The organism is Stenotrophomonas sp. STEN038 (assembly GCF_056759895.1).
The window spans coordinates 99,856-111,796 of the sequence record NZ_JBRRDW010000002.1 but is presented as its reverse complement, the minus strand read 5'-3'; the positions used below and the strand labels follow the sequence as shown (position 1 = coordinate 111,796).

Annotated in this window: 7 protein-coding genes; 4 read left to right on the top strand and 3 right to left on the bottom strand. The window is 64.7% G+C overall.

Features of this window, described 5'->3' with window-relative positions; genetic code table 11:
* Nucleotides 1-9 precede the first annotated feature (9 nt).
* Nucleotides 10-2,166: a RelA/SpoT family protein gene (locus ACVOLS_RS01380; protein WP_481544144.1), complete on the bottom strand. Its 2,157-nt coding sequence runs from the start codon at nt 2,164-2,166 to the stop codon at nt 10-12.
* Nucleotides 2,167-2,227: 61 nt separating this feature from the next.
* On the opposite strand from ACVOLS_RS01380, the gene ACVOLS_RS01375 reads away from it, so the two are divergent.
* A complete protein-coding gene (locus tag ACVOLS_RS01375; RefSeq protein ID WP_481544143.1) occupies nt 2,228-2,743 on the top strand; it encodes a hypothetical protein in 516 nt (171 codons plus the stop codon).
* 79 nt (nt 2,744-2,822) lie between these two features.
* On the top strand, nt 2,823-3,353 hold the full coding sequence (locus ACVOLS_RS01370; protein ID WP_481544142.1) for a DUF4124 domain-containing protein: 531 nt from the start codon (nt 2,823-2,825) through the stop codon (nt 3,351-3,353).
* Between the two features lie 14 nt (nt 3,354-3,367).
* Here the strand turns inward: ACVOLS_RS01370 and hrpA are convergent, their stop codons facing one another.
* On the bottom strand, nt 3,368-7,573 hold the full coding sequence (gene hrpA, locus ACVOLS_RS01365; RefSeq protein WP_481544141.1) for an ATP-dependent RNA helicase HrpA: 4,206 nt from the start codon (nt 7,571-7,573) through the stop codon (nt 3,368-3,370).
* 88 nt (nt 7,574-7,661) lie between these two features.
* Here hrpA and ACVOLS_RS01360 point away from each other — a divergent pair, with 88 nt between their 5' ends.
* Together ACVOLS_RS01360 and recQ are read left to right on the top strand one after the other, a co-directional pair.
* Nucleotides 7,662-8,258 (top strand): Dps family protein, encoded by a 597-nt coding sequence (locus tag ACVOLS_RS01360; protein WP_481510990.1) that lies wholly within the window; start codon nt 7,662-7,664, stop codon nt 8,256-8,258.
* A gap of 248 nt (nt 8,259-8,506) precedes the next feature.
* Nucleotides 8,507-10,309, top strand: coding sequence for a DNA helicase RecQ (gene recQ / locus ACVOLS_RS01355; RefSeq protein WP_481544140.1), 1,803 nt, complete (start codon nt 8,507-8,509; stop codon nt 10,307-10,309).
* A gap of 21 nt (nt 10,310-10,330) precedes the next feature.
* Here the strand turns inward: recQ and ACVOLS_RS01350 are convergent, their stop codons facing one another.
* Entirely contained in the window at nt 10,331-11,941 is a 1,611-nt protein-coding gene (locus ACVOLS_RS01350) for a ShlB/FhaC/HecB family hemolysin secretion/activation protein (RefSeq protein WP_481544139.1), read from the bottom strand.

The window sequence follows — 11,941 nt, the reverse complement described above, 5'->3', positions numbered from 1 at the left end:
CAAGCTTACCTATCCCAGCCTTCGCGCATCGTCTACGCCAGGCAAGGCGTCGAGTTTTCCAAGCAGGGTGGACAGCTGGCCGTAGTCGTTTACCTTCAAGCGCAGGCGCAATTGAATGCGTCCGCTCTCGCGCAGGTTGTCGCTGTTGATCTCCAGCACATAGGCATCCTCCTGCGCGATCAGGTTGGTGATGTCCTTCAACAGCCAGCGGCGATCGACCGCGCGCACCATCACATCCACCTCATAGCCGGTGCCGGTACGCCCCCATTCCACCGGCAACACCCGTTCCGGATGCGCGGCCGACAAGCGTGCCAGCGACGCACAATCCATGCGGTGCACGGTGACGCCACGGGTGCGGGTGAGATAGCCGGTGATGGGCTCGCCCGCCACCGGCTGGCAGCAACGCGCCAACTGCACCAGCAGATTGCCGACGCCCTGCACGGTGAAATCGGACTTGCCGATGTTGCCGCGACGCGCGGTAGGCCTTGGCAGTACCGGCGCCGCTGGCTGCGAGGCAGCCTTTTCGGCCTCCAGCAGCGCGCGGCTGACCTGGTTGGGGCCGGTATCGCCCAGCGCAACCTGGATATACAGATCGTCGACACTGTCAGCGTGGAACTTGCGTGCCGCCACCATCAGGTCCGAATGCTGCAGGCCCAGTCGCTTCAGTTCGCGATCCAACAGCTCGCGGCCGGCCTGCACGTTGCGGGCGCGGTCAAGTTTGTGGAACCAGTTGCGTACCTTTTCGCGCGAACGCCCGCTGGCCAGGAAGCCATTGGACACCAGCAGCCAGTCGCGGCGTGGGTCAGCCTCCTTGCCGGTAAGTATCTCGACGCGGTCACCGCTGCGCAGGCGGTAGGTCAGCGGCACGATGCGGCCGTTGATCTTGGCCCCCCGGCAACGATGCCCGACCATGGTGTGCACGTGGTAGGCGAAATCCAGCGGAGTGGCGCCAGCCGGCAGGTCCATCACCTCGCCCTTGGGGCTCAGCGCATAGACCCTGTCCTCGATCAGCTCGGCATCCAGCGCGCCGGCCAGATCATCCGCGCTGCCCGGCTCCTGTGCCTGCTCCAGCAGTTGCCGCATCCAGGTGATCTTGCGGTCGAAGGCTTTCTCCGCGCCCTTGCCGCCTTCCTTGTACTTCCAGTGTGCGGCAACGCCCAGCTCGGCCTGCGCATGCATCTCGTGGGTGCGGATCTGCACTTCGATGGTGCGCCCTTCCGGGCCGATCACCGCCGTGTGCAGGGAGCGATAATCATTGGCCTTGGGGCGAGCAATGTAATCGTCGAATTCGCTGGGAATGGGCGTCCACAGTGCATGTACCACGCCCAGCGTGGCGTAGCAGGCACCGACGTCATCGACCATTACCCGCACCGCGCGCAGGTCGTACAGCTGCTCGAAAGCCAGCTGCTTTTTCTGCATTTTTCGCCAGATGCTGTAGATGTGCTTGGGCCGGCCGCTGACTTCAGCACGGATGCCCTGCTCGGCCAGTGCAGCCGACAGTTTCTTCTTCACCGCCTCCACATAGCGCTCACGGGCGATGCGGGTCTCGTCCACCTCGCGGGCGATATGGCGGTAGGTTTCCGGCTCGAGGAAGCGGAATGCCAGATCCTCCAGCTCCCACTTCAACTGCCAGATACCCAACCGGTTGGCCAGCGGTGCGTGGATGTCGCGGGTCAGCTGGGCCAGCGCGCGGCGCTCTTCGGCTGGCAGCTTGTCGGCCGCACGCATGCAGGCCAGCTGCCGCGACAGCAGGATGGGCACCACCCGCAGGTCATGGATGATCGACAACAGCAGCCGGCGCAGGCCTTCGCTGTTGCGGCCGGCTTCGCGCCCGGCATGCAGGGCCCAGACCTGGTCGGCAGCCTCCTGGCCGTCCAGCAACCCGCTCACCGCCGCGGCGACTGGCCCCAGCGGCAGCTCCGCCGCGCGCGCGCGCAGCCCAGGCAGATCAAACAGCAGGGCGGCAACGATCACACTTTCATCGGCGGACAGCAGCGCCAGCGAATCCAGGGTATCGGCAAGTACCGGCCAGGACAGGCGCGGCGACACATCCATGTCCGCTTGCTGCCAGCAGGCCAGCAAGGCCTGACGCAGCGGCTCGGACAGGGCACGGGTTGAGGCGCGCTGCAGCAGCGCTTCCAGACCGGGGGTGGGGGAACTGTTCACAGCATTCAATTACGGGCGGATGCCCCTACACTAGCGCCCACCCTCTCTGGGAACAATGTTCATGAAGCTGCCCCGCCTTGCCGTCCTGCTTGCCGCTACCGCTTTGTCGTCGTACCCATACACCAATGCACACGCCCAGCGCGTGGTGCAGGGGGATCTGCAGCAGCAGATGTCCGCTGCCGAATTCAATGCAGCCGGTTTGAACAAACTCAGTCCTGAAGAGCTGGTCACGCTCAACAACTGGCTGCAGGGCAAGGTGGCCCAGGCTGCCAATGTCGCCGTGGAACAGGCGCGCGAAGAAGGCCGCCAGGAAGTAATCGTCAAGAGCCGCGGCTTTTTTTCCTTCGGCTCCAACGAACCGATCGAAGCCAGCCTGGCAGGCGAGTTCCGTGGTTTCGGCAAGGGCCGCCAGTACACCCTGGACAACGGGCAGGTCTGGGAACAGACCGATGACACCAACGTCAGCGGTGTACGCAAGCAAGGCCCAACGGTGCGCATCACCCCCGGGGTGATGAACGTGTGGTATCTACAGATCGACGGCCTCAATACCCGCGCCAAGGTCCGCCGTACCAAGTAAACGCTCCTGCCCCGCCCCGGCCGCATCTGCCTGGGCAGGCATTTCCCATGTTCTTCCACCCTGTGAGCCTGCCTTCGCCATGCGTGTACTCGTTCTGACCCTGCTGTTGCTGCTACTGCCCGCCAGCGCGGCGGCACAGGTATACAAATGCAAAGGCAAGTCCGGCGAAACCGTGTATTCCGAGCATCCCTGCGATGCCCGCGCCGAACCGATGAAGCTGCGTGACACACCGGTTTCCGCCCCGGCACCGCAACAACCGGAAGCCAGCGAAGGCAGCAGCGGCAACGAGGGCGAGGCGCCCCCGCCGCCAATCGACGGCAGGGAGCTGGCAGAAGCGCGCGAGGCCGAGCGCAGCTGCATCAGCACAGCCACCGCATCCATCTATGGCTCGTCCAATGATCGTGTCGGCACCCTGCAGCAGCAGATGGGCATGCTCAACGAGCAGCTCGCTGCGGCCGAGGATGCACAACGCAGCAAGGCGTTGCGGGAACGGATGGCAACCTTCCGTCAGGCCATCAGCCGCGAACATGCCAGCGCCCACACGCAGATGAACACCGCCCGTCGCGCCTGCGTCCAGCAGCACCGTCCGGGAGCGGCAGCCGCGCGCTGAACGCAGCCCTGCGCTCAGCTGCGCAGCGCCGCTACCCGCTGCGCAAGCTTCTTGGCCGAGATGCCGGAACGGAAGCCCAGCTCCTGGGCGAACAGCGACACCCGCAGTTCCTCGATATCCCAACGCAGGGCTGCCCACTGCGGGCGCTGCGCCAGACCCTGCACACGCGCTTCCTGCAAGGCATCGACGAAGGGTTTGAGTTCCAGCATGCGCGCCTGGTCACGTGGCGGGTCACGCTTGGCGCGCTCGGCACGCAGGATCATCGCCTTCAGGTAACGCGGGAACTGCGCCAGCGCATCAGCGGGCGTCTCGCGCAGGAAGCCTGCATGCACCAGCCCGGCCAATTGCGCCTGCATGTCGTCCAGGTTGCCGCGTGCCCAGCCCATCAGCGGCGACTCCAGCTGCGGCTTCAACTCACCGGTCAGACCGAGGATGCTTTCGGCCAGCTTCAGCCGCTCCATCGCCTCGCCGAACAGACGCTTGCCGGCATCGGCACAGCGCTGCTGGAAGGCCTCGGGTGTGCGTATCACTTCCAATCCATCGGCCAACACCGCGTTCACCGCTGCATCGACCAGATCGCCACGCAGCCGTTCCTGTGACTCGATGGACGCATACAACAGGCCAGTCTTGGGCGACACCGGCAGCTGCTTGCGTGCCTGCTTGAGTTTGTCGGCCAAGGCGATCTCCAGCAGGCGGCGGACGCCTTGCGGATGTGCAAGCGCGGCTTCACTCTTGTCGGCGAAGATGCGCAGCGCAGCGGCATCGCCGGTATCGACCAGCGCCGGATAGGCCGGCACCCCGGCTTCACCCGGAACCTGCTCGGGAATAGCGGTCGCTGGAAACTCGCGCAGCCCCTCGGCAGCCAGGGCCGCGCCTGCACGTGCGGCAAACGCGCTGCCGGCGCGCTCGCCGAAACGGGCGCGCAGCGCATCGAGGTCACGCGACATGGCGAGTAGTTTCATACCGTCGTTTTCGCCGGAAGCAGCACCTTTCCCGCGTGTTGCGTTGCCAGATGTCACTTCAAACAACCGCAGATTCATACGCAGATGCGGATCCAGTGATTCCACATCAAAGTCCGTCGCAGCGACCATCGCCCCGGTAGCCTTGGACAGGAAGCGCGCCAACTCGCCACGGATGTCGTCCGCCGACGGCTGCGCCCAGGCTTCCGCAAACGCACGGCCAAAATCCGGCGCCGGCACATAGTTGCGGCGCATGGCCTTGGGCAAGCTGCGGATCAAGGCCGAGGCCTTGTCCGCGACGAAGCCGGGGGCAAGCCACGACAGCCGCGCCGGGTCCAGTGCATTGAGCAGGTGCAGCGGTACGTCGAGGGTGACGCCATCCTCCTCGCTGCCCGGCTCGAAGCGGTAATGCATCGCCAGCCGTGCATCGCCAAGCGGAAAGTACTTCGGGTAACGGTCCTGCTCACTGCCCTCGCCCGGCAACAGATCGGTCAGCGACCAGTGCAGGCTGCGGCGCTGCTCCGGTGGCAGGGCCTTGTACCAACCATCGAGCAGATTGGCCGAATGGATATGCGATGGCACCCGATCCAGATACCAGCGCGCCTGCCAATCCTCGTCGGCAACGATGCCGGCGCGGCGCAGCTTGGCTTCCTCTTCGCGCGCCTGCTCCAACAGCTTCATGTTGTCGGCGACAAAACCGGCGCGGGCATTGATCTCGCCGGTTACCAGCGCCTGCCGCACGAAGATGTCGTGGGCTTCGCCTGGGTTGATCCTGCCGTAATGCACCGGCTTTTTCGGTGCCAGCACCAGGCCGAACAGGCTGATCTGTTCCGAGGCCAGCACCTGGCCCTGGGCACGCGACCAATGCGGGTCGAAGTGCTTCCGCGCCAGCAGATGCGGCAACTCGGCAATCACCCAATCCGGCTCGATGGAAGCATTGGTCATGCCCCACACCCGCGCCGTATCCAACAGCGTGGCACTGAGCACCCACGGCGGTGGCCGCTTGGCCAGGGCAGACCCGGGGAACAGATGGAAACGACGCTGACGTGGCGCCTGGAAGTCGCCCTTGTCGGTGCGATGGCCAATCTGGGTCGGCAGGCCAGCCAGCACCGCACGGTGCAGCGTTTGGTAAGCAGCGATACGTACCTTGTCGGGGATGGAGTCAAAACCGGGGGCAGCGTCGGGTTTCCCCCGACTTTTCCCCGTGGCGGAAGCAACACTTGGGAAACCCGACGCTGACCCCGGTTTTGCTCCCTCACGCGCCAGACGTGCAGCCTTATGCTGCTCGCCCCGCGTCGCCTTGCGCTTCGCCTCTGCATCACCACCAGCGGGTATGGCCGGCGGCGCCGACAACAGCGCCTTGCCGAAAATCTCGTCCGCGCCCATCGCCCAGCCCAGCTCCTCGCACAACAGGCGCAGCTGGCGGTGGAGTTCACGCCATTCGCGCATGCGCAGGAAGCCGAGGAAATGACGCCCGCACCAGTCGCGCAACTTGGACTGGGTGAGGTCTTCGTGGGCATCGCGATAGGCATTCCACAGCCGCAGGATGCCGATGAATTCGGAGCGCGCGTCGGCAAACAAGGCATGTGCATTGTCGGCCGCCTCGCGTGCTTCCGGCGGCCGCTCACGTGGGTCCTGGATACCGAGGAAGGAAGCGATCACCAGCATCTCACGCAGGCAACCGCCCTTGTGCGCGGCCACCAACATGCGTGCCAGTTTCACATCCACCGGCAAGCGCGCCATCTGCCGCCCGATATCGGTGAGCTTGCGCGCCTCGTCGATGGCGCCAAGCTCGACCAGTTGTTGCCAACCGTCGGCCACCGCGCGCTCGTCCGGCGCTTCAAGGAAGGGGAATTCGTCGATCTTGCCCAGGCCGAGCTGCAACATGCGCAGGATCACACCGGACAACGAGGAACGGCGGATCTCAGGGTCGGTGAACTCCGATCGGCTCAGGAAATCAGCCTCCGAATACAGCCGGTAACACACGCCCTCGGAGATACGACCGCAGCGGCCCTTGCGCTGGTTGGCGCTGGCCTGCGATACCGCCTCGATATGCAGGCGATCAAGCTTCTGCCGTGGGCTATACCGTTTGACACGGGCAAAGCCAGGATCAACCACGTAGCGGATGCGCGGCACCGTCAACGAGGTTTCGGCGACGTTGGTGGTCAATACCACACGGCGCTTCGGGCCGGGATTGAATACCCGGTCCTGGTCCTTGGCCGAAAGCCGCGCGTACAACGGCAGCACTTCGGTTTCGCGGTATTTGCGACGTTCCAGGGCCTGGTGGGTATCGCGGATCTCGCGCTCGCCCGGCAGGAAGATCAGTACATCGCCGCGCGCATCGCTGCGGGTGATTTCATCGACGGCAGCCACAATGGCCGAGACCGGATCCATCGCTGAATCGCTGTCCGCCTCGGCGCGCTTGCCACGCGCTGGCGCCACAGCACTGTCAACGCTCTGCCCCATATCCTCCAATGGCCGATAGCGCACCTCCACCGGATAGGTGCGGCCTTCGACATTGACCACCGGCGCATTGTCGAAGTGGCGCGAGAAACGCTCGGTATCGATGGTGGCCGAGGTCACGATCAGCTTCAGGTCCGGGCGCTTGCGCAGCAGCTGCTTCAGGTAGCCCAGCAGGAAGTCGATGTTGAGGCTGCGTTCGTGCGCCTCGTCGATGATCAGGGTGTCGTAGCGCGACAGCCAGCGGTCCGAGGCGATCTCGGCCAGCAGGATGCCGTCGGTCATGAACTTGATGCGGCTGTCTTCACCAACCTTGTCGGTGAAGCGCACCTGGTAACCGACTACCGTGCCCAGCTCGGTCTGCAGTTCCTCGGCCACGCGCGCGGCCACCGCGCGGGCGGCGATACGGCGCGGCTGGGTGCAGCCGATCATGCCGGCCTCGCCACGACCTGCCGCCAGGCACAATTTTGGCAGCTGGGTGGTCTTGCCAGAGCCGGTTTCGCCAGCGATGACCACCACCTGGTGGGCCCGGATCAGGCTACTGATCTGCTCGGCCTCACGTGCGATTGGCAGGGCCTCGTCCATGGTGATGGCGATCGGCCGCGCGGCGCGCTGCTGGCGCTGCGTGTGCGAGCGCTGCAGCTGCTGCTGGAAAGCCTGCTCGGCCGCCATGTCCGTGGGTTTGCCCTGCCAACGCGAGAGCAGCCCCAACAGGCGCCCACGGTCACGGCTCATCGCCCCGTCAATGGCGGGGCGGGCGGCGCGCAGGCGCGCGGACAGGTCTTTTTCGATAGTGCTCATCAATCGTTCAACGTGAAAACTTGAAATACAGGTATGGTGCCCAGAGCGCTATTGTGAAGCCATTCAACCCGCCAAGGAGAAAAGCGTCATGGCCAAGGCCAAGAACAGCAGCAAACCAGAAGCCGGCAAGAAGAAGCAGGCCGCAGCAGCAGCCGTCACCAAGACGGAAATCGGCAAGAAAAAGCTGGCAGCCGCCGCGCCCTCGGCACCGGCTGTAGATATCGGGATCAAGGACGCGGATCGCAAGAAGGTCGCCGACGGCCTTTCACACTTCCTTGCCGATTCCTACACGCTGTACCTGAAGACCCACAATTTCCATTGGAACGTCACCGGGTCGATGTTCAACTCGCTGCACAACATGTTCATGGACCAGTACACCGAGCAGTGGAACGCCCTGGACGAGATCGCCGAGCGCATCCGCGCGCTGGGCTTCAATGCGCCGGGTTCTTACCGCGAATTCGCCGCACTGACCTCGATTGCCGAAGAGCCGGGCCTGAATGACAGCGCCGATTGGCGCGAGATGGTACGTCAGCTGGTGGTCGGCAATGAAGCGGTCTGCCGTACCGCGCGCAAGGTACTGGACCAGGCCGATGACGCCGACGACGCCCCCAGCGAGGACCTGCTGACCCAGCGCCTGCAGATCCACGAGAAGTATGCGTGGATGCTGCGATCCCTATTGCAGTAAAGGGTTCGGCGCAGTACCTGTAGTGCCGGGCCATGCTCGGCAGGGGCTTTATCGGTAAGGCCTCAGCCGAGCTCGGCCCGGAACCACAGGGTTTTATCGGCAATGCCCCTGCCGAGCATGGCTCGGCCCTACAGGGGCTTTGTCGAAGGCCTCTGCCGAGCATGGCTCGGCACTACAGGCAGGTCGCTTACTGCCTGACGCGCTGTATCGGTCATTCGGCGCGGGCCGCCAGCGGGTAAACTAGCGCAATGCCCCAGAGTCCCGCGCAACAGCTGCTCTCCAGCGTTTTCGGTTACGACAGTTTCCGCGGCGATCAGCAGGCCATCGTCGAGCACGTCGCCAATGGCAACGATGCCTTGGTATTGATGCCGACCGGTGGCGGCAAATCCCTGTGCTATCAGATCCCGGCGCTGCTGCGTGAGGGCTGCGGCATCGTCATCTCGCCGCTGATCGCCTTGATGCAGGACCAGGTGGAGGCGCTGCACCAGGTCGGCGTCCGTGCCGAGTTCCTCAACTCCACCCTCGATGCCGAAACAGCCGCGCGGGTCGAGCGCGAGCTGCTGGCTGGCGAGCTGAAGCTGCTCTACGTCGCCCCCGAGCGCCTGCTGACCGGGCGCTTCCTGTCGCTGCTGAGCCGCGCACACATCTCGCTGTTCGCCATCGATGAAGCCCATTGCGTATCGCAATGGGGCCATGATTTCCGCCCCGAATACCGGCAGCTGACGGTTCTGCATGAGCGCTGGCCGCAGGTGCCGCGGATCGCCCTGACCGCCACCGCCGACCCGCCGACCCAACGGGAGATCGCCGAGCGCCTGGACCTGTCCACCGCCCAGCATTTCGTCAGCTCCTTCGACCGCCCGAACATCCGCTACACCGTCGTGCAGAAGGACAACGCCAAGCGCCAGTTGCTGGGCTTCCTGCGCAACCATCGCGATGAAGCCGGCATCGTCTATTGCATGTCGCGGCGCAAGGTCGAGGAGACCGCGCAGTTCCTGTGTGGCGAAGGCATGCAGGCGCTGCCCTATCACGCTGGCATGCCGCCGGAGGTGCGCGCCGCCAACCAACGCCGCTTCCTGCGCGAGGATGGCATCGTGATGTGCGCCACCATCGCCTTCGGCATGGGCATCGACAAGCCCGACGTGCGCTTTGTCGCGCATACCGACCTGCCCAAATCGATGGAAGGCTATTACCAGGAAACTGGCCGTGCAGGTCGTGACGGCGAAGCCGCCGAAGCCTGGCTGTGTTACGGCCTGGGCGACGTGGTGCTGCTCAAGCAGATGATCGAGCAGTCCGAGGCCGGCGAGGAGCGCAAGCAGCTGGAGCGCGCCAAGCTCGACCACCTGCTCGGCTACTGCGAATCCATGCAATGCCGTCGTCAGGTGCTGCTGGCCGGCTTCGGCGAAACCTATCCCAAGCCCTGCGGCAACTGCGACAACTGCCTCACCCCGCCCGCCGCCTGGGATGCGACCATTCCGGCGCAGAAGGCGCTGAGCTGCGTCTACCGCAGCGGCCAGCGTTTTGGCGTCGGCCACTTGATCGACATCCTGCGTGGCAGCGACAACGAGCGCATCCGCCAGCTCGGCCACGAAAAACTCAGCACCTACGCCATCGGCAATGATCTGGACGCGCGCGCCTGGCGCGGCGTGTTCCGCCAGCTGGTCGCCGCCAGCCTGCTGGAAGTGGACCCGGAAAGCCACGGCGGCCTGCGCCTGACCGATGCCAGCCGCGATGTACTCACCGGCCGCCGGCAGATGATGATGCGCCGCGACGCTGCACCAACCCGCGAGCGCGAGCGCGGCGGCCCGCGCACCGGTTTGCCAGTGCAAGCCGGCGATCTGTCACTGTTCCAGGCCTTGCGTGGGCTGCGCGCGGAATTGGCGCGCGAGCAGAACGTGCCGGCATTCGTGATCTTCCACGACAGCACCCTGCGCAACATCGCCGAACAGCGCCCAACCAGCGTCGAAGCACTCGGCAAGGTGGGCGGTATTGGCGGCAGCAAGCTGGCCCGTTATGGCCAGCGACTGGTCGAGATCGTGCGCGAGCAGGGCTGACCGCCCTGCCCGCAGTGAGCATCACCAACGGGCGCTGATGCGGAAATCAGCACGAACGCTGTCCTGGTCCTTCAGCACCTTGTCCAGCGGATGGCCCAGATCCAGGCTGTAGCTGTAGCGTTTGAACAACTGCCCGTTCAAGCCCAGGCCCACGCTGCTCATGCTTGCCGAGGTTGGGAAATCGCCGCGCACCTCGCCGTGGTCGAAGAACACATACACGTCGTGTGCCTGACGATAGGGCCGGTGCAGTTCAACGCTGCCGTAGTAGCCCTTCACACCCGACAACGCACCGCGCACGTAACCACGTACGCTGCCGATGCCACCCACCTGGAACAGGTTGCCGGACGGCAGGAAGTCGCCACTGGTGAACTGCCAACCCAACTGCGCCCGGTACAGGAAGCCGGTGGCGCCAATGCGCTGGGTCCAGCCGGTGTTGCCGTTGGCCGTGGTGAAGCTGCTGCCCTTGCCCAGGGTTTCATCGGCCTTGATGCGCGACACGCCCTGGTAGAAGCTCCAGTCGTAGCCGTCATTGCGGTAGCCCGTGCTCAGGCCCACGGTGACGATGGTCGAGTTGCTTTCCGAAACCTGCTGGCCAGCGATATCCGAGGTAGAGTTGCTGCGCGACAGGCTGGCCATCGTGGACAGCAGCCAATGCTGGTTGGCGATCCACGGCTGGGTGTAGTCCAAACCGTAGTTGGTGGACTCACCGGTGATGTCCAGATCGCGGTAGGCACCGTCGATTATGTTGATCTGGTTGCGCGAAACGCTCACACCAACGCGGCCGTTGCGCTTGTTGACGATGCCCGAGTAGGAAACGCGCCCTTCAAGGCCGCCGCGCGAATATGCCACCGAGCCCGCCAGCAGGTCGTTGACACCGGCCAGCCCCCAGAATTGCCCCTGCACACCAAAGCGCTCGCGCCCGGTGCTTTCCACACCGGAGTTGTCAACGAAAGCGCCCCAAGTGCGACGATCCGGCGACTGAGCCATCAGCATGATGTCAGTCTGTCCTGCCGCCTCACCTGGCCGCAGCAAGGCACGCACCTGTACGTCACTGGTACGGTTCAGGTACACCAGATCATCGCGCAGCTGATCTGTCTGCACGATTTCTCCCGCCTGCTGATGCACACGCCGCAGCACGAAGCGCTCGGGAACCTTGCCTTCCCCTGTCACCTGCAATTTGCCCAGCCTACCCTCCATAAGCGTCACCACCACCGTGCCTCCGGCCAGATCCTGCTGCCGCAGCAAGGCCTTGGCCGTAGTGATGCCCTTGGCCTGATAGGCCGCGTTGATCTCTTCCACCAGCGCATCAAGGTCGGCCATGCCCACCTGACGGCCCACGTAGCGACTACGCACATCCGCCAGTGCGGCCGGGTCCAACAGCTCTGAAGTGGGCTCGAAGCGCACTTCGTGAAGCGTGAAGCGCACGCCGTCAGCACGCACTGTGGCAGCCGAGGCTTCCAACGGTGTTTCCTGCAATGGATCCACCACCGGCTTGCTCGGCTGCAACGGCTGGCGCTGCTCGTAGTAGCCATCAATACGCTGGGTGGTCTGGCCACCATCCGTCGTGGTCGACTGCGCGGCAGCCATGCAAGGCAGCAACGCGCTGCCGACCAGAAGCAGACCTCGATACAT